Raw genomic sequence first — 22,163 nt, 5'->3', positions numbered from 1 at the left:
CGCGCTGGTGCGGGGCCCGACTCGTCTCCGGTCGGCGTCAGGCCGCTCGCAGGTAGGCCGCGCGCACCAGGTGGAACACGCCGTAGCAGGCCAGCCCGGCGGCGATCACCAGGATGAGCGCCGGGCCGAGCGGCTCGTCGCGGAAGCGCACGATCGCCTGGTCGAGGCCGAGTTGGCGGCTGTCGTGCTCCAGGGCCGCCCGCGCCACCAGGAACGCCAGGACGGCGAACGCGACGGCGCGGCTCAGGTGGCCGGCGCGCGCCACGACCTGGACGACCCGGCCGACATCACCGGTCCTGCCTCCCGCCTCGAGGTCCTTGCGCCACCGGTCGGTCGCCCCGCGCCAGGCGCTCGTGCCAGCGATCACGAGCAGGACGACCGCGACGGCCAGTACCAGCGCCGGCCCCCACGGCTGGCGCATCACCGCTCCCGTGCTCCCCCCGCCCGAGCCGCCGCCGTCGCCCAGGGCCGTGCGGACCGAGGTGACCCCCAGGGCGCAGAACACGACCGCCCGGCTGGAGGAGCCGATCCGGGCAGCGCCCCGGCGCCAACCGTCCTCGTCGCGGTGCCCGGCGACGGCCTGGCACACCTGCCACAGGGCGAGTGCACCCAGGCCCGCCGCGGAGAGCCACAGCGCGATCGCGCCGAGTGGTTTCTGCGCGATCTCCTCCAGGGCGCCCGAGCCCGAGGCTGAGCCGGCGGGGTGACCGAGCGCCAGCTGAGCGGCGAGCCAGCCGATGAGGACGTAGACGATTCCGTAGACGACGAACCCTGCCCGCGCCATCCCGTCGAGAACCGGGTGGTCGCGCGCCTCCTGGGCAGCCTGCTCCGCTGCATCCCCCGTGGCCGCCATGGTTCCTCCTGTCAGCCTGCACTACCCGCGCGGGGCGGACCCATCCTGAGGACGGAGCCGTAGGCTGGAGGCATGAGCGTGCGCCGAGTGATGGGCACCGAGGTCGAGTACGGCATCTCGGTCCAGGGGCATCCGACCGCCAACCCGATGGTCGCCTCGTCCCAGGTCGTCAACGCGTACGCGACGGCCACCGTCCGGGCGCGGCGGGCCCGCTGGGACTTCGAGGAGGAGTCGCCGCTGCGCGACGCCCGCGGCTTCGACATGGCGCGCCAGATTGCGGACCCGACGCAACTCACCGACGAGGACCTGGGACTCGCGAACGTGATCCTGACCAACGGTGCGCGGCTGTACGTCGACCACGCTCACCCGGAGTACTCCACCCCGGAGGTCGTCTCACCGCTCGACATCGTCCGGTGGGACAAGGCGGGGGAGCAGGTGATGCTCGACGCCGCGCGCCTCGCGCAGAACCTCCCCGGCAATCCGCAGATCGTCCTCTACAAGAACAACACCGACAACAAGGGGGCGTCGTACGGCGCCCACGAGAACTACCTGATGCGGCGCTCGACGTCCTTCGCCGACATCGTCCGGCACCTGACGCCGTTCTTCGTGAGCCGCCAGGTGATCACCGGCGCCGGCCGTGTCGGCAAGGGCCAGGACGGGCGCCACGAGGGCTTCCAGATCAGCCAGCGCGCCGACTTCTTCGAGGTCGAGGTGGGGTTGGAGACCACTCTTAAGCGGCCGATCATCAACACCCGTGACGAGCCGCACGCCGACCCCGAGAAGTACCGCCGCCTGCACGTGATCATCGGCGACGCGAACCTGTCCGAGATCGCGACGTACCTCAAGGTCGGCACGACCTCGCTGGTCCTGGCGATGATCGAGGACCGGTTCATCTCCCGTGACCTGTCGGTCGACATGCCGGTGGCGTCGCTGCGCGCGGTCTCGCACGACCCGACGCTGCGCCACGAGGTGACCCTCGCCGACGGACGCCACCTGACCGGCATCCAGCTCCAGCTGGAGTACCTCGACCTCGCGAAGAAGTACGTCGAGGACCGCTACGGCGCCGATGCCGACCCGCAGACCGTCGACGTGCTCGCCCGCTGGGAGGACGTGCTGAACCGGCTGGAGACCGACCCGATGTCGCTGGCCGACCAGCTCGACTGGGTGGCCAAGCTCAAGCTGCTCGAGCAGTACCGCTCTCGTGACGGCCTGGCCTGGGACGACGCCAAGCTGCAGCTGATCGACTACCAGTACTCCGACATCCGTCCGGAGAAGGGGCTCTACCACCGGTTGGTGAAGGCCGGCCGGATCCAGCGCCTGCTCACCGACGACGAGGTCGACACCGCGATGACCAACCCGCCGGAGGCGACGCGTGCCTACTTCCGGGGTCGCTGCCTGGAGAAGTACGCCTCCGACATCGCCGCCGCGTCCTGGGACTCGGTCATCTTCGACCTGCCCGGCCGCGAGTCGCTGCAGCGAGTACCGACGATCGACCCGCTGCGCGGCACGAAGGCGCACGTCGGCGACCTGATCGACTCGTGCGAGACCGCCGAGCAGCTCGTCCGGGCCCTCAGCCGCTGACGCGGCGGCTGACCAAACCGTGACCTGACAACTCACTCGCGGACAGCCATCGAGTGGATAGGGTTGTGGCATGGCCCAGGAGCAGAAGCAGCCGCGCAAGGCGGACGAGACCGAGGAGACGACCGACGTCGCCACCGAGTCCGACGTCGCGGAGCGCAAGGAGTCGCTCGACGAGGACGTGGACGCGATCCTCGACGAGATCGACGACGTCCTCGAGTCCAACGCCGAGGACTTCGTGAAGTCGTTCATCCAGAAGGGCGGCGAGTAGGCGCCCATGAACGACGCGCGCATCCCGGGTGCCTTCCTGCGCCCGGGCACCTCCTCGTTCAGCGACTTCCTCGCCGAGAACGCCCCTGACCTGCTTCCCGCGCGCCGCTCGCTGCCCGCCGGCAGCGCCGCCGAGCTCGCCCCGCACGGCACCACCATCGTCGCGGCCACCTTCCCGGGCGGCCTGGTGATGGCGGGCGACCGCCGCGCCACGATGGGCAACGTCATCGCCCAGCGCGACATCGAGAAGGTCTTCCCTGCCGACGAGTACTCCGTGGTCGGCATCGCCGGCACCGCCGGCCTCGCGGTCGAGATGGTCCGCCTGTTCCAGGTGGAGCTCGAGCACTACGAGAAGATCGAGGGCACGCTGCTGTCCCTCGACGGCAAGGCGAACCGGCTCTCGGCGCTGATCCGCGCCAACCTCGGGATGGCGATGCAGGGCCTTGCCGTCGTGCCGATGTTCGCGGGCTTCGACCCGGACCGCGGCGTCGGCCGGATCTTCGGCTACGACGTGACCGGCGGCCGCCACGAGGAGAGCGCCTTCTTCACCGTCGGCTCCGGCTCCCTGTTCGCCCGCGGTGCGCTGAAGAAGCTCTATCGCGACGACCTGAGCCAGGACGATGCCGTCCGCGTCTGCCTCCAGGCCCTCTACGACGCCGCCGACGACGACTCGGCGACGGGTGGCCCGGACCTGACCCGCCGGATCTTCCCGGTCGTGTGGGTGGTCACCGCCGACGGCGCGACGCGGATGTCCGAGGACACCCTCGGCGCCCTCGCCGACCAGTTGGTCGGCGCCCGGATGGTGAGGCCCGACGGACCGGTCGCCCCCTTGCCCGGCGGTGGAGAGGAGGCCCAGGCATGAGCACCCCGTTCTACGTCTCGCCCGAGCAGTTGATGAAGGACCGGGCGGACTTCGCCCGCAAGGGCATCGCGCGCGGCCGCTCCCTCGTCGCCGTCCAGTACGCCGACGGCGTCCTGCTGGTCACCGAGAACCCGTCGCAGGCATTGCACAAGGTCTCCGAGCTCTACGACCGGCTCGCCTTCGCCGCGGTCGGCCGCTACAACGAGTTCGAGAACCTGCGCATCGCCGGCGTCCGCCTCGCCGACATGCGTGGCTACTCCTACGACCGCCGGGACGTGACCGGCCGCGGCCTTGCCAACGCCTACGCGCAGACCCTCGGCACGATCTTCTCCTCGGGTGGCGAGAAGCCCTACGAGGTCGAGATCTTCGTCGCCGAGATCGGCGAGACCAGCGCCGACGACCAGATCTACCGCCTCACCTACGAGGGCCGGGTGGCCGACGAGCACGGCTATGCGGTGATGGGCGGCGACGCGGACACGGTGTCGTCGTACCTGAAGGAGAACTACGCCGACGGTGCCGACCTGGCCGGTGCGCTGAAGGTCGCTGTCGCCGCCCTCGGCCACAGCGCCGACGGCGGTCAGGTCCAGGACCGGGTCATCCCGGTCGAGGACCTCGAGGTCGCCGTGCTGGACCGCACGCGCACCCAGCCGCGGAAGTTCCGCCGGATCCTCCCCACCCGCCTCGCCGAGCTGCTCGGCGAGCGCGGACCCGCCGAGGCCGCTCCGGAGACCCACACCTCCGAGACCCCGGCCAACGGCGGCCCCGCCGAACCCCCCGTCGCACCCCCGCTGTAGCCCGTCCGCGCCTGCTCCGGTTTGTTGCGGTTTGGTCCCAAACCGCAACAAACCGAGCCTGCGAACTGCGGTCTTCGCCCAATCGGCAGACTCGTCGCGGGCTCAGGACCCGCCCTTTCCACAGGTCTCCGGATCGGCCTTGCGTGGGCGACGTGTCTCGGCGAACGTTCGGGCATGGAGATCGGGCCCGATGGTGCAATCCGAGGCGAGGTGCGCGCTGTCGGGCACCAACGTGTCCTGCACGGTCTCTACCGGGTGGCGACCCCCGAGCTGAGCCCGTGGGACAACTTCCTGCGCGACCTCGGCGCACTGCGCCTGGTGTTGCCCGACGATGCGGCGTACACCCACGTCACCGCGGCGCGGTTGCGCGGTTGGGACCTGCCGGCGCTACCGGAGAAGACACCGTTCTTCGCCGCCGTGCGAACGGACAACCGGCCGCGACGCCCGGGCCTCATCTGCTCGCGGCTCACCCACGATTCGGACGTGGACCTGGTCCACGGGCTGCGAGTCGACGCGCCGGCGGAGATCCTCCTCCGCGCAGCGCGCGACCTCGGTGAGCTGGACCTCGCGATCATGGTGGAGTCTGCAGTGCGCCTGAATGACGTCGACGAGGACGCGATCCAGGAAGTGCTCTCCTCGAAGCGCCCTGGCACGAGCGTGCTCCGGAGGGCGTGGGAGCGCCGCAATCCAAGGTCGGAGTCTCCAGGCGAGACCATCCTGCACAAGTTCCATCAGGTCATGCAGGTGGCGACCAGGTCACAGGTCGAGATCTTCGACGACGACGGGCTGTTCCTCTGCCGCGCTGACCTGGTGGTCGTGGGTACGACCAGCCTCCACGAGTACGACGGCGAGATCCACCGCGACAAGACGGCGCACCGCCGGGACCTGCGGCGTGAACGAGCCCTGTCGGCCACGCCGTACGTCCGCCGCGGCTTCACGCTCGATGACCTGCTGAACCACCCAGCGACCCTCATGCACGAGTTGGACCGTCTCCTCGACCGTCCCCATCGAACCCAGCGACTTCGAGCGTGGCGAACTCTCATCGGTGACTCGCTCTACTCGGAGTCGGGACGCTCGCGCGTCATGAATCGGTGGTACCGCTCCACCGACTCCACCGATTGGGCACGAACTGCATGAAGTCGGCTCGGAATGTTGCGGTTTGGGACCAAACCGCATCACCCGAGGGCCCGCGTCGCGGGACCGTCGAGAACCTCTCCGTCGGTGCCGAAGCGCGAGCCGTGCAGGGGACAGTCCCACGACTGTTCGGCGTCGTTCCAGGCGAGCACCCCGCCCAGGTGGGTGCACAGGGGGCGCTGGTCGTGGCGGAGCAGGCGCTGGGCGTGCCCGCAGGCCATCTGCCAGCCGACCTCCGCGTTGGCCAGCGCCGCACGGCCGGCGGCGAGTGCCTGGCGTGGGGTCCAGCTGCGGAGGGCGGTGCCCCAGGACGGGGGAGTGCCGTCGAGCAGGTCGGCCGCGAGGAGGAGGGCTGCCGCCGGTGCCGTGCTCAGGCCCCACTTGTCGAAGCCGGTGACGACCTGGATGCGGTGGTCGCCGGGCACGACCGGACCGACGTACGGCAGGCCGGAGGCGGGGGACTGGTCCTGCGCCGACCAGGCTCGACGGACCTCGGCCCCGGCGAAGGTGGTCACTGCCCAGTCGAGCAGCGCGTCGCGGTGGGCGGGCGCGGAGCCGCGGCCGGTCACGTGCCCGGAACCGCCGACCATCAGCAGGTCGGCGCCATCCTCGTGGACCGAGCGCAGGGACCGGACCTCGTCGTCGGCGGACAGGTGCATGCCCTCAGGGATCCACGGAGAGGTGAGCGTGGCGGCGTAGGAGCGCTGGGCCGTCAAACGCGCGAAGAAGAGACCGCGCAGGCCGATCGGCTGGTTGGTGGCGATGACCGCGACGCCGCAGCGGACCTCGCCGTCGGTGAGGCGCAGCCGCACTCCGTCGTCGTGGTGGTCGACGGACCGGACGCGGGCGTGCTCGCGTACGACGCCTCCCGCCGCCTCCACGTCGGCACGCAACGCGCGGACGACGGCCGCCGGGTCGACCTGGAACTGGTCGGCCAGCCGCACCGCGCCGCGCACCGGGAACGGGAGCTCGGTCTCGGCGACCCACCCGACGTCCAGGCCGGCTGCCCGGGCGACCTCCAGCTCCCGGCGCGCGCGACGCTCGCCTGTCTCCGTCACCGCGTAGGTCGTCGCGTCGCGGCCGTCGACCGGCAGGCCGTGCGTCGCGCAGAAGTGCCGCAGCCACGCCTGGCCCTCGCGCCCCGCCTCGACGTAGCGGTGGACCGCCTCCGGAGGGTTGGTCCGGGACGCCCGGGCGAGCTTGGTGCCCTGCAACAGGCTGACCTTTCCGGTGCTGCGCCCGGTGGTCCCGGCCCCGACCTCGCGGGCCTCGAGGACGACGACGGCACGGCCGCCGCGGGCCAGCAGGAGGGCCGTGGTCAGCCCTGCGATGCCGCCGCCGACCACGGCGACGTCGTACGAACGGTCAGACTTCGGTGGCGTGTTCATGCGCGTCCGGTACCCGATGCCGCCGTGGCCAGTAATGTGCCTGTATGGACCGGCGCATCTTCGGTATCGAGAACGAGTACGGCGTCACGTGCACGTTCCGCGGACAGCGCAGGCTCAGCCCGGACGAGGTCGCGCGCTACCTGTTCCGCAAGGTCGTGAGCTGGGGCAGGTCCAGCAACGTCTTCCTGCGCAACGGCGCCCGGCTGTACCTCGACGTGGGCAGCCACCCGGAGTACGCCACGCCCGAGTGCGACGACGTCACCGAGCTGGTGACCCACGACAAGGCGGGGGAGCGGGTCCTCGAGGGTCTGCTGCTCGACGCCGAGCAGCGGCTGCACGACGAGGGCATCGCCGGCGACATCTACCTGTTCAAGAACAACACCGACTCGGCCGGCAACTCCTACGGCTGCCACGAGAACTACCTCGTGAGCCGGGCGGGCGAGTTCAGCCGGCTCGCCGACGTGCTCATCCCGTTCCTGGTGACCCGCCAGATCATCGTCGGTGCCGGCAAGGTCACCCAGACGCCGCGCGGCACCAGCTACGCCGTCAGCCAGCGCGCCGAGCACATCTGGGAGGGCGTCTCCAGTGCGACCACCCGGAGCCGACCGATCATCAACACCCGCGACGAGCCGCACGCCGACGCCGAGAAATACCGCCGTCTCCACGTCATCGTGGGCGACTCCAACATGAGCGAGACGACGACCATGCTCAAGGTCGCCTCCTGCGACCTGGTGCTGCGGATGATCGAGGAGGGCGTGGTGATGCGCGACCTCACGATGGAGAACCCGATCCGGGCCATCCGCGAGATCTCGCACGACGTCACCGGCCGGCGCAAGATCCGCCTCGCCAACGGCCGCGAGGCCAGCGCCCTCGACATCCAGGGCGAGTACCTCACCAAGGCCAGGGACTTCGTCGACCGGCGGGGCATCTCCACCCCGGTCATCGAGCGCTCCCTCGACCTGTGGGAGCGGACCCTGAAGGCCGTCGAGGCCGACGACCTCGGCCTGGTCGACCGCGAGATCGACTGGGTCATCAAGTGGAAGCTGATCGACCGCTACCGCGCCAAGAACGGCCTGCCGATGAGCCACCCCAGGGTCGCGCAGCTGGACCTCGCGTACCACGACATCCACCGCAACCGTGGTCTCTACTACCTCCTCGAGAAGCGCGGGGCCGTCGCGCGGGTCACCAACGACCTCAAGATCTTCGAGGCCAAGTCGGTCCCGCCGCAGAACACCCGCGCCCGCCTGCGCGGTGAGTTCATCCGCAAGGCGCAGGAGCGCCGCCGCGACTTCACCGTCGACTGGGTCCACCTCAAGCTCAACGACCAGGCCCAGCGCACGGTGCTGTGCAAGGACCCCTTCCGGGCCTACGACGAGCGCGTGCAGCGCCTCATCGACGGGATGTGACCCGTCCTCGTCCGCAGCTCAGGGCCTCTGGGTAAGGTTTGCGCGTGCTGATGCGCCTGCGACGTCCTGCGACCCTTCTCGTCACCGCCCTGCTGCCCGCCTCCCTGGGGCTGGCCGCCTGCGGGAGCGACGACTCCGAGCTCAAGGGCTTCGACGCCGTCTCCGTCAGCGGTGACGTCGGCGAGGCCCCCAAGATCGACTGGAAGGGCACGCTGGCCGCCGGCAAGGCGGACACCAAGGTGATCACCGAGGGCGACGGCGACGAGATCGCCAAGGGCGACGTCGTGCTGATGAACTTCACGATCGCCAACGGCTACACGCACAAGATCAACTACACGACGTACCTCGACGACGACGGCAAGGACTACAACGTCGGCGCGCTGGTCAAGGTCGGCGCGGGTGGCGAGCCGCAGAGCGTTGCCGACGTCCTCACCCAGGGCGTGGCCGACGCGATCAAGGCGGGTCAGAAGGTCGGCAGCCGGATCGCCGTCACGGTCGGGAGCGACGACCTCTTCGGCGACTACATCGGCAACGGCACCGTCCAGCAGGCGATGGCGTCGATGGACATCGGCAACGAGGACGGCCTGCTGGTCGTCGCCGACCTGACGGCCAAGGCGGGTCCGGTCGGCGCCGAGCAGGCCGCGCCTGCCTGGGCGCCCAAGATCGTCGAGAAGAGTGGCGTGCCGTCGAGCCTCGACTTCGCCGGCACCCCGGCGCCGACCGGAAAGCTGCTGGTCTCGACCCTGGTCAAGGGCAGCGGTCCGGTCGTGAAGAGCGGCCAGAAGATCCTCGCCAGCTACCTCGGCCAGATCCCGAAGGGCAAGAAGCCCTTCGACGAGAGCTACAGCACCGGCCGTGGCCTGGAGGCCATCATCGGCGGCGCGCAGGCGTCGGTCGTGAAGGGCTGGTCCCAGGGCCTGGTCGGCCTGCCGGTCGGCAGCCGCGTCCTGCTCCAGATCCCGCCGGCGCTGGGCTACGGCAAGAAGGCCCAGGACGGCATCCCGGCCAACTCGACGCTCTACTTCGTCGTCGACATCCTGGACGCCGCTGACGTGAAGCCGGTCGAGGTCCCGACGGAGACGCCGTCGCCGTCGGGCTCGCCGTCCAGCAGCCCGTCCAGCAGCCCGTCCGGCACGCCGTCCTCCACCCCGTCGGAGTAGCCCCGGCAGGGCAGAATCGACCCATGCCCGCACCCAAGAGCGAGCGCCTGCTCAACCTGCTCATCATGCTGCTCGTGCAGCGGCGCCCGATCGCCAAGGAGCGGATCCGCGAGTTGCTGTACCCGGACTCGCGACCGGACGCCTTCGAGAAGATGTTCGAGCGCGACAAGGACGAGTTGCGCAGCCTCGGCGTGCCCGTGGACGTGGCGGCTGTCGACCCGTTGTTCGACGACGAGGTGGGCTACCGCATCCCGCCGGAGGCGTTCGCGCTCCCCGACATCGAGCTGACGCCCGAGGAGGCCGCGGTCGTCGGGCTCGCCTCCCGCGTCTGGCAGCACGCCACGATGGCCCAGGCCACCTCGGACGCCGTCCGCAAGCTGTCGGCCGCGGGCATCGACGTCGACCTCGACGCCCTCGACATCGCCCAGCCGCTGTTGACCGCGGAGGAGCCGGCGTTCGAGACCTGCTGGCTCGCGGTCTGCGAGCGCATGGCGATCGAGTTCGACTACCAGCGTCCCGGCACCGATGCTCCGCGTACCCGCCACGTCCAGCCGTGGGGCGTGGTCCGCTACGCCGGCCGCTGGTACGTCGTCGGCCACGACCGTGAGCGTGACGCCGAGCGGGTGTTCCGGCTCTCGCGCGTGCAGGGCGACGTCCGGCTGGTCGGTCCTCCGGGCGCCTACGAGGTCCCGCCGGACACCGACGTCCGCGCGATCGCGCGCCGGATGGCGCCGCCCACCCCCACCGAGCACGCCGTGCTGCTGGTGCGGGAGGGCGCCGGCCACGGCTTCCGTCGCTCCGCGGCGCGGGTCGAGGTCGGCGTACCAGGTCCCGACGAGGTGTCCCGCTGGGACCGTGTCGAGCTGCTGCGCCCGGCGATGGGCCTGGCTGACGAGGTGCTCGCCCACGGGTCCGACGTGGTGCTCCTCGAGCCCGAACCGGTACGACGCCGCGTCATCGAGCGTCTCGAGCAGGTGGTGGCGTGAGCACCGGAAGGCATGCGGTTTGGTCCCAAACCGCAACAAATCAGCCCCGGGGGATGCAGTTCGTGCCCAGTCGGCGGGGTCGTGGAGGCGTTCGATGAGCCGGCCCGCCCCGGTCGCGTCGGGCGCCCGCGACCAGGTCGCGCGCCTGCTCACCCTGGTGCCCTTCCTCCACCACCGCGACGGCGTCCGTCTCGACGACGCCGCACAGCTGCTCGGCACCAGCTCCGACCAGGTGCTGCGCGACCTCAAGGTGCTGTTCATGTGCGGCCTGCCGGGCGGGTTGCCGGGCGACCTGATCGACGTCGACCTCGACGCGATCCAGACCGAGCAGGGCAGCGCGATCACCGAGGGCGTGATCCGGGTCGAGAACGCCGACTACCTCCAGCGCCCGCTGCGGCTGAGCGCCACCGAGGCATCGGCGATCATCGTGGCGCTGCGGATGCTGCGCGACACCTCGACGGGGGAGACCCGCGCGCTGGTCGGCCGGGTGCTGGAGAAGCTCGAGGGTGCGGTGGCGACGACCGCGGCCGCCCACGTCGACGTCACGCCGTCCCCCCGCGACGTGGAGCAGGTCGCGATCGCCGACCGCACGCGCGAGCTCAACGACGCGGTCGCGGCCGGCAAGCAGGTTCGGCTGACCTACTACGTCCCCTCCCGCGACGAGGAGTCCGACCGGGTCGTCGACCCGCGTGGCGTGGTCAGCCACGGCGTGTTCAGCTACCTCGACGCCTGGTGCCACCGGGCCGAGGGGGAGCGCCTGTTCCGCCTCGACCGGATCACCAAGCTGGAGGTCCTCGACGCCGAGGTGGCGACGGACCCGCAGCCGCCGCGCGACCTCAGCAGCGGGCTGTTCACCGACGTGGAGGGCCCCGACGACGTCGTGGTCACCCTCCGGCTCGCCCCGGAGGCCCGCTGGGCGACCGAGTACTACCCGGTCAAGGACGTCCGGATCGACCCGGACGGTACGGCCGAGGTGGACCTCGTGGTGGTCGACCGCACCTGGCTCACCCGGCTGCTGATGCGGCTGGCGCCGTACGCCGAGGTGGTCCGACCGGCGGGAATCACCGAGGTGTTCATCGCCCGTGCACAGGAGACCCTCAGCCTCTACGACTGAGGAGGGCGTAGCATGGAGTCGTTCCTCATCACCCCATGACGAGAGTTGGTCCCGCCGATGTTTCCCCTGATCGGAATGCCCCAGGGAGCCGAGTGGCTCATCATCCTGGCGATCGTGATCCTGGTCTTCGGAGCAGCCAAGCTTCCCGACCTCGCTCGCGGCACCGGCCAGGCGCTGCGCATCTTCAAGGCCGAGACCAAGGGCCTGCGTGACGACGAGGACGACAAGAAGCCCGCCGCCCCGGCCCAGCCGAGCCAGCTCAACGCTTCCGACGAGATCGCCGAGGGCGAGATCGTCGACGAGCGTCGCGAGAACAACGCCTGACCTTGGCGTTCACGGGACTTCTCAAGCTCTTCGTCGGAAGCCCCGTCCATGCCGTCGGTGACGACGGCCGGATGGCGCTGTCCGATCACCTTCGGGAACTGCGCGCGCGGATCCTCAAGGCCACCTTCGCGGTCGTCGTCGGATTCGTCATCGCGCTCTTCTTCTTCGAACCGATCTTCGAGATCGTCAACGATCCCTACCAACAGGCCCGACAGGCTCTGGGTGAGGACCGCACGGTCGCGACGACGAACGGTGCTGCCGGCGGCTTCCTGCTCTACCTGAAGCTGTGTGGTCTTGCCGCGCTGGTCGGGACGAGCCCGATCTGGCTCTACCAGATCTGGGCCTTCATCCTCCCGGGCCTGCACTCGCAGGAGAAGAAGTGGACGGCGATCTTCGCTGTCATCGCCGGACCGCTGTTCCTGTTCGGGATCGCCCTCGGGTATCTCACCCTCCCAAAGGGACTGGAGATCCTGATCGGCTTCACACCGGGCGATCTCACCAACCTCGTCGAGTTCAACGACTACCTGACGTTCTTCAGCCGCACCCTGCTCGGGTTCGGCATCGCCTTCGAGATCCCGGTCTTCGTCGTGCTGCTCAACATGGCGGGCGTGCTCAAGGGCAAGACACTGGGCGCGCACCGGCCGTGGATGATCATCGGGACCTTCGTCTTCGCTGCGGTCATCACGCCGTCGGGGGACCCGTTCACGATGAGCTTCATGGCCGTGCCGATGGTGATCCTGTTCCTGATCTCCGAGGTCATCGCACGCGGCAACGACCGGCGTCGGGCGAAGAAGGGCGTCAACGCGGGCCTCTCGCCCGACGAGCTCAGCGAGATCTGACTAACCTTCAGCCTGTGCCTCGCGTCGTCGTCCTCACCAACCCGACCTCGGGCAAGGGACGTGCTGCGCGGATGCGTGACGAGGCGCTGCCGCGCTTCCACGGCGCCGGGTGGCAGACGACGTCGCTGACGAGCCGCAGCGCCGAGGAGGCGCTCGACCTCGCTCGGGTGGCGGTGGCCGAGCAGCCCGACGTGCTGGCCGTGTGCGGAGGCGACGGGATGGTCAACATCGCGTTGCAGGCGCTGGCCGGCTCCGGCGTACCGCTGGGCATCCTGCCGGCCGGCACGGGCAACGACTTCGCCCGGTACTTCGACCTGCCGCTGGGTGACGGTGCCGCGGCGGCCGGCCGCATCGTGCACGGTCCGACCCGCACCATCGACCTGGCCCGGATCGGCGAACGCTACTTCGGCGGCGTCCTGGCTGCCGGCTTCGACGCCGTGGTCAACGAGCGCGCCAACCGGATGCGCTGGCCGCGAGGCCAGATGCGCTACAACCTCGCGACCATCGCCGAGCTGCGGACCTTCAAGCCGCTGCGCTACACCCTCGAGCTGGACGGGGTGGAGCGGCAGGTCGAGGCGATGCTGGTCGCGGTCGGCAACGGCCCCTCCTTCGGCGGGGGCCTGCGGATCACGCACGGCGCCGAGCTCGACGACGGCCTGCTGGACCTGGTGCTGATCAAGCCGGTCAGCCGGGTCGAGCTGCTCAAGACCTTCCCCAAGCTGTTCGACGGGAGCCACGTGAACCACCCGCAGTACGAGCATCACCGCGTGCGCCGCGTGAGCGTCGCGGCCCCCGGCATCGTCGGGTACGCCGACGGCGAGCGCTTCGGCCCGCTGCCCCTGACCGTCGAGGTCGTCCCGTCCGCCGTGCGGGTGCGCGCATGAGCGAACAGGAGCCGAGCGCGGCGGAGCGCTACTCGTCGTACCGGCGCGACAAGGGACACCCGGTCTTCCGTGACTTCGCGGCCAGCTTCTCCTTCCCGCTCGACGAGTTCCAGGTCGAGGGCTGCAAGGCGGTCGAGGACGGCGACGGCGTGCTGGTCGCCGCACCGACCGGCGCCGGCAAGACGGTCGTGGGCGAGTTCGCGGTGCACATGGCACTCGAGACCGGCCGCAAGTGCTTCTACACGACGCCGATCAAGGCGCTCTCGAACCAGAAGTACAACGACCTCGTCGACCGGTACGGCGCCGACCGGGTCGGCCTGCTGACCGGCGACACCACGATCAACGGCGAGGCACCGGTCGTCGTGATGACGACCGAGGTGCTGCGCAACATGCTGTACGCGCGCTCCCGCACCCTGGTCGGCCTCGGCTACGTGGTCATGGACGAGGTCCACTACCTCGCCGACCGCTCCCGCGGCGCCGTCTGGGAGGAGGTGATCATCCACCTGCCCGAGTCGGTGTCGGTGGTGTCCCTCTCCGCGACGGTGTCGAACGCCGAGGAGTTCGGCGAGTGGCTCGAGACGGTCCGGGGCTCGACCCGAACGATCGTCGCCGAGCGTCGCCCGGTCCCGCTGTTCCAGCACGTCATGGTCGGCCGCCGCCTGCTCGACCTGTTCGCGTCCTCCGACGTGGACGCCGCCGCCGGGTTCGTCCGCGAGGGCGCTCCCGTCAACGACGAGCTGATGAAGCTGGCCCGTGACGACTGGGCGTCGAGCCGGCTGAAGGACCGTCGGACGCCGAAGGGCGCGCGCGGCCGTCAGGGTTCACCGGGCAGCCGCAACGTCGGCAACGGCCGCCGGATCTGGATCCCCAGCCGGCTCGACGTGATCAGCGAGCTGGAGCGCAAGAACCTCCTCCCGGCGATCGACTTCATCTTCAGCCGCGCCGGCTGCGACGCCGCCGTCCAGCAGTGCCTGGACGCCAATCTCCGGCTGACGACCCCCGAGGAGCGCGACGCCGCGATCGCCTACGTCGAACGCACGCTCGGCGGCCTGCCCTCCGACGACCTGCAGGTGCTCGGCTACCACGACTTCCTCGACGCGGCCTCGCGCGGCGTCGCGGCCCACCACGCCGGGATGCTGCCGGCGTTCAAGGAGTGTGTCGAGGAGCTCTACCTGCGAGGGCTGGTCAAGATGGTCTTCGCGACCGAGACCCTCGCGCTCGGCATCAACATGCCCGCCCGCACGGTGGTCCTGGAGAAGCTGAGCAAGTGGAACGGCGAGACACACGCCGACATCACGCCGGGGGAGTACACCCAGCTCACCGGCCGGGCCGGCCGCCGCGGTCTCGACATCGAGGGCCACGCCGTCGTGCTGTGGCAGCCGGGCATGAACCCGCGCGAGCTCGCCGGGCTGGCGTCCACGCGGACCTACCCGCTCCGCTCGTCGTTCCGGCCGTCGTACAACATGGCGGTCAACCTGGTGCACTCCTACGGCCGGCACCGCGCGCGCGAGCTCCTCGAGCAGTCCTTCGCACAGTTCCAGGCCGACCGCGCGGTCGTCGGCCTCGCCCGCCAACAGCGCAAGGCCGAGGACGCCCTCGCCGGGTACGCCGAGGCCGCGCAGTGCCACCTCGGCGACTTCATGGAGTACGCCGCGCTGCGGCGCCGGGTCTCCGAGCTCGAGAAGTCCTCGAGCAAGGTCCGCCGCGACGACCGCCGCGACGAGGCTGCGGCCTCCCTGGAGAAGCTCCAGCCGGGCGACATCATCGTGGTGCCCACCGGGAAGTTCGCGGGCCCGGCGGTCATCGTCGACCCCGGCCTGTCCGACAAGGGACACCGCCCGCTGGTGATCACCGCCGAGCGGCAGGGCCGACGGCTGGCGATGATGGACTTCCCGACCCCGGTCGAACCGGTCGCCCGGATCCGGCTGCCGCGGAGGATCGACGCCCGCAACCCGCAGCAGCGCAAGGACATCGCCCAGATGATCCGCGAGGCCGTGCGCGGACTGCCGCTGTCGACCACCCGTCCGCGGGCCGAGCGGGCGCCGGTCGACGCCGGGACCGCCCAGCAGATCGCCGCGATCCGTGCCCAGATCCGCGAGCACCCCTGCCACGGCTGCGCCGAACGCGAGGACCACGCCCGGTGGGCCGAGCGCTACGCCAAGCTGGAGAAGGACACCCAGACGCTGGCGCAGCGCATCGAGCGTCGTACCAACACCGTGGCGCGGACCTTCGACCGCGTCTGCGAGGTGCTGGAGGCGCTCGACTACCTTCACGAGGACGAGGTCACCGAGCGCGGCCGCGGCCTGATGCGGATCTATTCCGACCTCGACCTGGTCGCCGCCGAGTCGCTGCGCACCGGTCTGTGGGACGACCTCAGTCCCGTCCAGCTCGGCGCCGTGCTCTCCGCCCTCGTCTACGAGGCCCGTCGCCCCGAGGACGGCCCGCCGAACGTGCCTGGAGGTGCCGTCGCGATCACCATCGACGCCATGACCCGGCTGTGGGGCGAGCTCGAGCGGCTCGAGCGCGAGCACCGGCTCGACTTCCTCCGCAAGCCTGACGGCGGCTTCGCCTGGACGGCCATGCGCTGGGCCGAGGGCCAGGACCTCGACGAGGTGATCACCCGCAACGACCAGACCGCCGGCGACTTCGTGCGCCAGATGAAGCAGCTGATCGACTTCTCCGGCCAGATCGCCGACGCTGCTGCCGGCACGCCGGTGCGCGACACCGCGCGCGAGCTGGTGAAGCTGCTGCGGCGCGGGATCGTCGCGGGCGGCTGAGAAAAGGGCTGCGGTTTGGTCCCAAACCGCAGTTCCTACGGCGTGTCGCCTGCGGTTTGGGACCAATCCGCAGCCTTTTCGGCCGCACGCAGCCGGGCGGCGTACTCCTCACCCCGCGGGGACAGCGCGACGACGGCGCGGCGCTTGTCGGCCGGGTCGATGCGGCGCACGACGATGCCGTGCTCGACGAGCTTGTCCATGTGGCGCGTCAGGCTGGCAGCAGGGACGACGGCGAGGCTCGCGACCGCGCTCATGGCCAGGCCGGGGTCGTCGCCCACCACCGCGACGATGCGCCAGTGGTCCATGGTGAGCCCGTGCTCGTCGAGGATCGGCTGGAGCGCGCGGCGCAGCCGGGCCTCGACCTGGCGGACCTGCACTGCCACGCTCGACGGGTTCACGGCGCTCTCCTCGGTCGGATTCGTCACAATCGCGTGAACGACGCTGCCACGCCGCGGCGTCGGCCCTATCCTAGGCGTCACCACAGAGACTCCGGTTGATCTCCTCGCCCGCAACGTCGCCGGCGGCAGCAGCCCCGGACCGCACGGAGGTCCCCGTGCCCCGCATGCGCCCCGACGCCCGGCAGGACGACGTCCTCCCGGTGGCGTTCGTCGTGCCGCTGCAGGGGCCGACCGGCCTCTACGGGCCGTCCTGCCTGGCGTGCGGCGAGCTCGCGGTGGAACAGCTCAACGCGGGCACCGGGATCACGGGTCGCCGGGTCGAGCTCGTGGTGGTGGATGCGGGGCGCGAGCCCGAGGTGGTCGCGGAGGACGTCGGCCGGCTGGTCGACGCGGGCCGGGTCGAAGCGGTCGCCGGCTGGCACATCTCCGCCGTGCGCCAGGCGATCACCCGGCGCGTCGGCGGACGGGTCGTCTACGCCTTCGGCGCGATGCACGAGGGCGGCGACCCGACACCGGGCGTCTTCATGATCGGCGAGCGCCCGATCAACCAGCTGCTGCCCGCGGCGCACTGGATGCGCGAGGAGCTCGGCGTGGGCCGCTGGGCGATCCTCGGCAACGACTACGTCTTCCCGCGGGTGACCGGCACGACCGCGCGTCTCGCGCTGCAGGGCACGGCATCGGAGGTGGTCAGCGAGACCTACGTGCCGCTGGGCACCAGCGACTTCGCGTCGGTCATCGCCGACCTCGAGCGACAGCCCGTCGACGGGGTGATCATGCTGCTGATGGGCCAGGACGCCGTCCACTTCAACCGCCAGTTCGCCCGCTCCGGCCTGACCGCCGCGCTGCCGCGGCTGAGCCCCGCCGTCGAGGAGAACACCCTGCTCGCCGGGGGTGCGGAGGCCAACGAGGGCCTGTACGCCGCCGCGGCCTACTTCGACGGCATGGACACCGCCGAGAGCTCGGCGCTGGCGCGCGACTACTACGCCCGGTGGGGCCGGTGGGCGCCGGCGCTCAACGCGGTGGGGGAGTCCTGCTACGAGGCCATCTCCTTCCTCGCCCGGGTGGGCGAGGTCTGCGGCTCGCTCAGCGTGGATGCGGCCGCCGCGCTGCCCAGCGGGCACTTCTACTCCAGCCCCCGCGGCCTGATGCGGCTGGACGGCAACCTGCTCGACCAGGACGTGTACGTCGCCGCGGCCGACGGCCTCGGGTTCCGGATCGAGCAGCAGATCGCGCGCGTCCACTGAGGATCACCTGCCCGGGACGCAGACCTGCCGCCACGCGGCGGTGAGCTCTGCGTCGTGGACCTGGTGCCCGAGGCGGCGCCACAGCACGGCGTCCGGGGCGTCGAGGTCGTAGCGGTCCGCGTCGTCGGCCGTCTCGCCGGGCTCCGGCAGCAGGGCGAGCACGCTCGTCAGGACCCGGTGGCCGCCGAGGAGCAGCGGGGCGGAGTCGGCGTCGAGCGGCAGGTCCTCCACCAGGACCGGCTGACCGGCGGGGTCGAGGACGGTGCTCGTCTGGCGCACGGAGCCGGGCTGCTCGCCGTACCGGCCCAGGACCAGCGTCTCGCGCAGGGCCAGCCGGGCGCCGGCGCCGGACCGGACGCGCAGCGAGCGGACGACGTCGGCGCCCTCGGCGACGACGAACGGCTGCCCGGCCCACGTCAGCCTCGCGTCCTGTCCGAGGGCGATCCGGACGTCCCACCGGGCGCTCTCGCCGCGCATGTCGTAGGCGACCGTGCCGCCGGGCTCGACGAGGTCCAGCTCGAGGCCGTCGTCGACGGTCACGTCGACTTCGATCGCGTCACCGGCCAGCAGCAGCGCTCCCTCGGGCACCAGTGCGACCCGCGCCCTGCCCGCGTCGTGCCCGATGACCATCGGACGGAGCGCGGAGGCGGTCGCGTCCGAGCGGCTGACGGCGGTCCGGACCTGGCAGCGCGCGCCGCCGGCTCCGGACGACACGCGGATCCGCGTGCGGCCCAGGCGCTCAGTGGCTGTGAGCATGCTCGTCGGCGTGGAAGTGCGGTGCCATCGGCCCGGGGTCGACCGGCACCAGGTCGCCGTGCTGGTGCGCGGAGCGGACCGCGAGGACCCAGTCGAGCAGCGCGTCGATGCTCTCGCGGTCGTGACGTGACAGCGCGACGACGGGTCGTCCGTCGCGGGCGGCGACGGCGTCGGCGCGCATCTGCACCACGTCCACCCCGACGTACGGCGCCAGGTCGGTCTTGTTCACGACGAGCAGGTCGGCGCGCTCGATGCCCGGGCCACCCTTGCGGGCGACGTCGCCCCCGCCGGCGACGTCGAGCACGAACACCTGCGCGTCGACGAGCGCGGGGGAGAAGGTCGCCGTCAGGTTGTCGCCGCCGGACTCCAGGAGGACCACGTCCAGGTCGGGGTAGTCCTGCTCGAGCGCTTCGACCTCCATCAGGTTGGCGCTGATGTCGTCGCGGATCGCGGTGTGGGGGCAGGCTCCCGTCTCCACGGCGCGGATCCGGTCCTCGGCCAGCACGCCCGCCGAGCGCAGGAACCGGGCGTCCTCGTCGGTGTAGATGTCGTTGGTGACCACGGCCAGGCTCAGCCGAGCCGAGAGCTCACGGCACAGCAGTGCGATCAGCGAGCTCTTGCCGGTGCCGACGGGACCGCAGACGCCCAGGCGCAGGGGTCGCTGGACGTGGTCGTGGGGGTGGTGGTCATGCACGGAACAACCTCCTGGTGGTGCGGGCGTGGGCGTGTGCCCAGGCCTCGATCTGGGGTGCCGCGACGGCGGGAACCTCGCTGGGGTCCTTGATTCCGGCGGTCGCGGCGACGACCTCCTCGACGCCCGGCAGCGCGTCGACCACCCACCCGGTGACGACCGCCGGGTCGAGGGGCAGCAGCTTGAGGGAGGCCGCGCACACGGTCTGCACGTCGTCGTAGGCGACGACTCGCGCGAGGGACTCGGCACCCAGGCCGAGCCCGCCGGCGAGCGCGCCGAGGACGACCGACCGGCTCGGGGCGGGCAGGGGAGCCAGCGGCAGCACCGCGTCGGGCCACAGTCTCGACGCCAGCCGCAGCAGCGCACGGGCCTGCGTGCGCGAAGCCACCCGCACGGCTGGTGTCACGGTCCGCGCCGCCCACGCGGTCTCGACTGCGGCGAGCGGCTCGGCGTCGAGCACCGCCCGGCGGGCGGCGACGGCGGTGCCCGCCTCGACGCGGGTCACGCCCACCAACCTCGCCCTCAGGTACGACGGCACGTCGGCCGCCGACAGCCCTCCCATCACGGCGCCCTCGAGCGTCCCCGACTGGGTGTGCCCCGCGACGGGCAGGCGCGCGTCGGCCAGCAGCATCGCGAGCAGCTCCGGATCGGCCATGCGCGTCTCAGAACATCGCGTAGAGCTGCGCCAGCGGCAGCTCCCCGGCGGGTGCGGCGACGATCCGCTCGCCCTCGACGTCGATGGCGAAGGTCTCCGGGTCGATGTCGATCCGGGGCAGGGCGGTGTTGTTGACCATGTCCGCCTTGGTGAGGGCACGGGTGGGCCGCACGCCCACCAGCCGTCGCCGCAGCCCGAGCCGCTCCTCCAACCCGTCCTCCAGGGCCGCTGGCGACACGAAGCTGACCGCATGCGCGCTGCCGTCGTCGGCGAGGGTCGGCCGCATGAGCACCGGCTGGGGTGTCGGGATGGAGGCGTTGGGGTCCCCGAGCGCCCCCCACACGAGCGCTCCGGACTTCATCACCACCTGCGGCCGGATGCCGAAGAAGCGCGGGTCCCAGAGCACGAGGTCGGCCAGCTTGCCCGGCTCGACCGAGCCGACCTCGTGGTCGATCCCGTGCGCCACCGCGGGGTTGATCGTGTACTTGGCGACGTACCGGCGGGCACGGGCGTTGTCGGCGGGACCGACGGCGAGGTCGCCGTGGGCGCCGTACCGGGCCTTCATCACGTGCGCCACCTGCCAGGTCCGGCAGACCACCTCGCCGATGCGCCCCATGGCCTGCGCGTCGGAGGAGGTGATCGACAGCGCCCCGATGTCGTGGAGCAGGTCCTCGGCCGCGATGGTCGTCGCCCGGATCCGCGACTCGGCGAACGCGAGGTCCTCGGGCACCTGCGGGTTCAGGTGGTGGCAGACCATCAGCATGTCGAGGTGCTCAGCGACCGTGTTCACGGTGTGCGGCAGCGTCGGGTTGGTCGAGCCGGGGATCACGTGCGGCAGCGAGGCCACGGTCAGGATGTCCGGCGCGTGCCCGCCGCCGGCGCCCTCGGCGTGGAAGGCGTGGATGCCGCGGCCCGCGATCGCGCCGATGGTCGACTCGACGTACCCGGCCTCGTTGAGGCTGTCGGAGTGCAGCGCCACCTGGAGGCCGAACTCGTCGGCCGCGCGCAGGGAGGCGTCGATCGCCGCGGGCGTGGACCCCCAGTCCTCGTGGACCTTGTAGCCCGCGGCGCCGCCGAGGGCCTGCTCGGCGAGGCCGCCGGCGCTGACCGTGTTGCCCTTGCCGAAGAGCAGGATGTTGAGCGGTACGGAGTCGAGCGCGCGGTGGACGTTCGCGAGGTGCCACGCGCCGGGCGTGACCGTGGTGGCCTTCGATCCCTCGGACGGTCCGGTGCCGCCACCGGCGATCGTGGTGATGCCGGTGGCGAGCGCCTCGACGAGCTGCGAGCGCGACAGCAGGTGGACGTGCACGTCGATCGCGCCCGCGGTGAGGATCTTGCCCTCGCCGGAGACGACGTCGGTGCCGGGACCGATGACGAGGTCCGGGTGCACGCCGTCGGCGATGTCGGGGTTGCCCGAGCGGCCGAGCGCGACGATCCGGCCGTCGCGGATCCCCACGTCGGCACGCACGATGCCCCAGTGGTCGAGCACGAGCGCGTTCGTGATGACGGTGTCCAGCGCGCCCTCCGCCGACGTGCGCATCGACTGGGCCATCGACTCACGGATCGACTTGCCGCCGCCGAAGACCGCCTCCTCGCCGCCGATCACCCAGTCCTGCTCGACCTCGATCCACAGGTCGGTGTCCCCGAGCCGGACCTGGTCTCCGACCGTCGGTCCGTAGAGGGCGGCGTACGCCGCCCGGCTGATCTCAACCATCGAGGTCGCCCGCTCCCGCTCGCACCTGCAGCCCCGGGACGACACGCGCTCCCCGCAGCGCGACGATCGCCACCTCCTGCGAGGCGCCCGGCTCGAACCGCCGCGACGTGCCGGACGGCACGTCGAGCCGGAAGCCGTGGGCGGCGTCGCGGTCGAAGGCGAGCGCTGCATTGGCGTCCGGCAGGTGCAGGTGGGAGCCGATCTGGACCGGCCGGTCACCGGTGTTGGTCACGACCAGCACCCTTCGCTCGTCGGGGGAGCGGTCCGCGTTGAGGACCACCGTTCCCGGCCCGGGACGGGTGGCGCCCGGGCCGTCGGTCACGATTCCCACTGGTC

Annotated in this window: 22 protein-coding genes; 14 read left to right on the top strand and 8 right to left on the bottom strand. The window is 71.4% G+C overall.

Features of this window, described 5'->3' with window-relative positions:
• Positions 1–37: 37 nt before the first annotated feature.
• Positions 38–853 (bottom strand): DUF1206 domain-containing protein, encoded by an 816-nt coding sequence (locus ASE20_RS06525; RefSeq protein WP_056893688.1) that lies wholly within the window; start codon positions 851–853, stop codon positions 38–40.
• A gap of 72 nt (positions 854–925) precedes the next feature.
• On the opposite strand from ASE20_RS06525, the gene dop reads away from it, so the two are divergent.
• The 5 genes from dop to ASE20_RS06500 all read left to right on the top strand — a co-directional run bounded on the left by dop (position 926) and on the right by ASE20_RS06500 (position 5,494).
• A complete protein-coding gene (gene dop / locus ASE20_RS06520) occupies positions 926–2,434 on the top strand; it encodes a depupylase/deamidase Dop (RefSeq protein WP_056893687.1) in 1,509 nt (502 codons plus the stop codon).
• A gap of 70 nt (positions 2,435–2,504) precedes the next feature.
• A complete protein-coding gene (locus tag ASE20_RS06515; RefSeq protein ID WP_056893686.1) occupies positions 2,505–2,702 on the top strand; it encodes a ubiquitin-like protein Pup in 198 nt (65 codons plus the stop codon).
• Between the two features lie 6 nt (positions 2,703–2,708).
• Complete coding sequence (gene prcB, locus ASE20_RS06510; protein WP_056893685.1) at positions 2,709–3,563, top strand: proteasome subunit beta; 855 nt, start codon at positions 2,709–2,711, stop codon at positions 3,561–3,563.
• A complete protein-coding gene (prcA, locus tag ASE20_RS06505; RefSeq protein WP_056893684.1) occupies positions 3,560–4,357 on the top strand; it encodes a proteasome subunit alpha in 798 nt (265 codons plus the stop codon). Before prcB ends, prcA begins: the two co-directional genes overlap by 4 nt.
• Before the next feature lie 210 nt (positions 4,358–4,567).
• The gene (locus ASE20_RS06500; protein ID WP_157560748.1) at positions 4,568–5,494 is read left to right on the top strand and encodes a hypothetical protein; all 927 of its coding nucleotides are present in this window, start codon (positions 4,568–4,570) and stop codon (positions 5,492–5,494) included.
• 38 nt (positions 5,495–5,532) lie between these two features.
• Here ASE20_RS06500 and ASE20_RS06495 read toward each other — a convergent pair whose 3' ends face one another.
• Entirely contained in the window at positions 5,533–6,879 is a 1,347-nt protein-coding gene (locus tag ASE20_RS06495; protein WP_056893682.1) for an FAD-dependent oxidoreductase, read from the bottom strand.
• Positions 6,880–6,923: 44 nt separating this feature from the next.
• Here ASE20_RS06495 and pafA point away from each other — a divergent pair, with 44 nt between their 5' ends.
• The 8 genes from pafA to ASE20_RS06455 all read left to right on the top strand — a co-directional run bounded on the left by pafA (position 6,924) and on the right by ASE20_RS06455 (position 16,369).
• A complete protein-coding gene (gene pafA, locus ASE20_RS06490) occupies positions 6,924–8,285 on the top strand; it encodes a Pup--protein ligase (protein ID WP_056893681.1) in 1,362 nt (453 codons plus the stop codon).
• Between the two features lie 50 nt (positions 8,286–8,335).
• The gene (locus tag ASE20_RS06485; protein ID WP_225869195.1) at positions 8,336–9,445 is read left to right on the top strand and encodes an FKBP-type peptidyl-prolyl cis-trans isomerase; all 1,110 of its coding nucleotides are present in this window, start codon (positions 8,336–8,338) and stop codon (positions 9,443–9,445) included.
• A gap of 23 nt (positions 9,446–9,468) precedes the next feature.
• A complete protein-coding gene (locus tag ASE20_RS06480) occupies positions 9,469–10,431 on the top strand; it encodes a helix-turn-helix transcriptional regulator (RefSeq protein WP_056893679.1) in 963 nt (320 codons plus the stop codon).
• A gap of 94 nt (positions 10,432–10,525) precedes the next feature.
• Positions 10,526–11,545 (top strand): helix-turn-helix transcriptional regulator, encoded by a 1,020-nt coding sequence (locus ASE20_RS06475; RefSeq protein ID WP_056893678.1) that lies wholly within the window; start codon positions 10,526–10,528, stop codon positions 11,543–11,545.
• Positions 11,546–11,602: 57 nt separating this feature from the next.
• Positions 11,603–11,869: a Sec-independent protein translocase subunit TatA gene (locus ASE20_RS06470; protein WP_056893677.1), complete on the top strand. Its 267-nt coding sequence runs from the start codon at positions 11,603–11,605 to the stop codon at positions 11,867–11,869.
• 71 nt (positions 11,870–11,940) lie between these two features.
• The gene (gene tatC, locus ASE20_RS06465; RefSeq protein WP_225869182.1) at positions 11,941–12,708 is read left to right on the top strand and encodes a twin-arginine translocase subunit TatC; all 768 of its coding nucleotides are present in this window, start codon (positions 11,941–11,943) and stop codon (positions 12,706–12,708) included.
• 14 nt (positions 12,709–12,722) lie between these two features.
• Positions 12,723–13,592, top strand: a complete 870-nt coding sequence (locus ASE20_RS06460) for a diacylglycerol kinase (RefSeq protein ID WP_082612190.1) — start codon at positions 12,723–12,725, stop codon at positions 13,590–13,592.
• Entirely contained in the window at positions 13,589–16,369 is a 2,781-nt protein-coding gene (locus tag ASE20_RS06455) for a DEAD/DEAH box helicase (RefSeq protein ID WP_056893675.1), read from the top strand. Before ASE20_RS06460 ends, ASE20_RS06455 begins: the two co-directional genes overlap by 4 nt.
• Positions 16,370–16,404: 35 nt before the next feature.
• On the opposite strand, the gene ASE20_RS06450 is transcribed toward ASE20_RS06455, so the two are convergent.
• On the bottom strand, positions 16,405–16,767 hold the full coding sequence (locus ASE20_RS06450) for a MarR family winged helix-turn-helix transcriptional regulator (protein ID WP_056893674.1): 363 nt from the start codon (positions 16,765–16,767) through the stop codon (positions 16,405–16,407).
• Positions 16,768–16,931: 164 nt separating this feature from the next.
• Here ASE20_RS06450 and ASE20_RS06445 point away from each other — a divergent pair, with 164 nt between their 5' ends.
• Positions 16,932–18,011 (top strand): substrate-binding domain-containing protein, encoded by a 1,080-nt coding sequence (locus tag ASE20_RS06445; RefSeq protein ID WP_056893673.1) that lies wholly within the window; start codon positions 16,932–16,934, stop codon positions 18,009–18,011.
• A 3-nt stretch (positions 18,012–18,014) separates the two neighbouring features.
• Here ASE20_RS06445 and ASE20_RS06440 read toward each other — a convergent pair whose 3' ends face one another.
• The 5 genes from ASE20_RS06440 to ureB are packed head-to-tail and all read right to left on the bottom strand — an operon-like array spanning position 18,015 to position 22,152.
• On the bottom strand, positions 18,015–18,767 hold the full coding sequence (locus ASE20_RS06440; protein WP_056893672.1) for an urease accessory protein UreD: 753 nt from the start codon (positions 18,765–18,767) through the stop codon (positions 18,015–18,017).
• Positions 18,751–19,461, bottom strand: a complete 711-nt coding sequence (ureG, locus tag ASE20_RS06435) for an urease accessory protein UreG (protein WP_056893671.1) — start codon at positions 19,459–19,461, stop codon at positions 18,751–18,753. The genes ASE20_RS06440 and ureG overlap by 17 nt, the downstream gene beginning before the upstream one ends.
• On the bottom strand, positions 19,454–20,113 hold the full coding sequence (locus ASE20_RS06430; protein WP_056893670.1) for an urease accessory protein UreF: 660 nt from the start codon (positions 20,111–20,113) through the stop codon (positions 19,454–19,456). Before ASE20_RS06430 ends, ureG begins: the two co-directional genes overlap by 8 nt.
• 7 nt (positions 20,114–20,120) lie before the next feature.
• Positions 20,121–21,827 carry an urease subunit alpha gene (locus ASE20_RS06425; protein ID WP_056893669.1) on the bottom strand — a complete coding sequence of 569 codons (1,707 nt, stop codon included), beginning with the start codon at positions 21,825–21,827 and terminating at the stop codon, positions 20,121–20,123.
• Complete coding sequence (gene ureB / locus ASE20_RS06420) at positions 21,820–22,152, bottom strand: urease subunit beta (RefSeq protein WP_082612232.1); 333 nt, start codon at positions 22,150–22,152, stop codon at positions 21,820–21,822. Before ureB ends, ASE20_RS06425 begins: the two co-directional genes overlap by 8 nt.
• Positions 22,153–22,163: the final 11 nt, after the last annotated feature.

The organism is Nocardioides sp. Root240 (assembly GCF_001428825.1).
Taxonomy (GTDB): Bacteria; Actinomycetota; Actinomycetes; order Propionibacteriales; family Nocardioidaceae; genus Nocardioides.
Note: the sequence above shows the minus strand (reverse complement) of the source record. Positions and strands in the feature narration are given on the sequence as shown.

What these genes read in the sequence shown, in the direction of transcription:
- ASE20_RS06525 (WP_056893688.1), bottom strand. Translation starts at nt 853, where the DNA reads ATGGCGGCCACGGGGGATGCAGCGGAGCAGGCTGCCCAGGAGGCGCGC.
- dop (WP_056893687.1), top strand. Translation starts at nt 926, where the DNA reads ATGAGCGTGCGCCGAGTGATGGGCACCGAGGTCGAGTACGGCATCTCG.
- ASE20_RS06515 (WP_056893686.1), top strand. Translation starts at nt 2,505, where the DNA reads ATGGCCCAGGAGCAGAAGCAGCCGCGCAAGGCGGACGAGACCGAGGAG.
- prcB (WP_056893685.1), top strand. Translation starts at nt 2,709, where the DNA reads ATGAACGACGCGCGCATCCCGGGTGCCTTCCTGCGCCCGGGCACCTCC.
- prcA (WP_056893684.1), top strand. Translation starts at nt 3,560, where the DNA reads ATGAGCACCCCGTTCTACGTCTCGCCCGAGCAGTTGATGAAGGACCGG.
- ASE20_RS06495 (WP_056893682.1), bottom strand. Translation starts at nt 6,879, where the DNA reads ATGAACACGCCACCGAAGTCTGACCGTTCGTACGACGTCGCCGTGGTC.
- pafA (WP_056893681.1), top strand. Translation starts at nt 6,924, where the DNA reads ATGGACCGGCGCATCTTCGGTATCGAGAACGAGTACGGCGTCACGTGC.
- ASE20_RS06485 (WP_225869195.1), top strand. Translation starts at nt 8,336, where the DNA reads ATGCGCCTGCGACGTCCTGCGACCCTTCTCGTCACCGCCCTGCTGCCC.
- ASE20_RS06480 (WP_056893679.1), top strand. Translation starts at nt 9,469, where the DNA reads ATGCCCGCACCCAAGAGCGAGCGCCTGCTCAACCTGCTCATCATGCTG.
- ASE20_RS06475 (WP_056893678.1), top strand. Translation starts at nt 10,526, where the DNA reads ATGAGCCGGCCCGCCCCGGTCGCGTCGGGCGCCCGCGACCAGGTCGCG.
- ASE20_RS06470 (WP_056893677.1), top strand. Translation starts at nt 11,603, where the DNA reads ATGTTTCCCCTGATCGGAATGCCCCAGGGAGCCGAGTGGCTCATCATC.
- tatC (WP_225869182.1), top strand. Translation starts at nt 11,941, where the DNA reads ATGGCGCTGTCCGATCACCTTCGGGAACTGCGCGCGCGGATCCTCAAG.
- ASE20_RS06455 (WP_056893675.1), top strand. Translation starts at nt 13,589, where the DNA reads ATGAGCGAACAGGAGCCGAGCGCGGCGGAGCGCTACTCGTCGTACCGG.
- ASE20_RS06445 (WP_056893673.1), top strand. Translation starts at nt 16,932, where the DNA reads ATGCGCCCCGACGCCCGGCAGGACGACGTCCTCCCGGTGGCGTTCGTC.
- ASE20_RS06440 (WP_056893672.1), bottom strand. Translation starts at nt 18,767, where the DNA reads ATGCTCACAGCCACTGAGCGCCTGGGCCGCACGCGGATCCGCGTGTCG.
- ASE20_RS06430 (WP_056893670.1), bottom strand. Translation starts at nt 20,113, where the DNA reads ATGGCCGATCCGGAGCTGCTCGCGATGCTGCTGGCCGACGCGCGCCTG.
- ASE20_RS06425 (WP_056893669.1), bottom strand. Translation starts at nt 21,827, where the DNA reads ATGGTTGAGATCAGCCGGGCGGCGTACGCCGCCCTCTACGGACCGACG.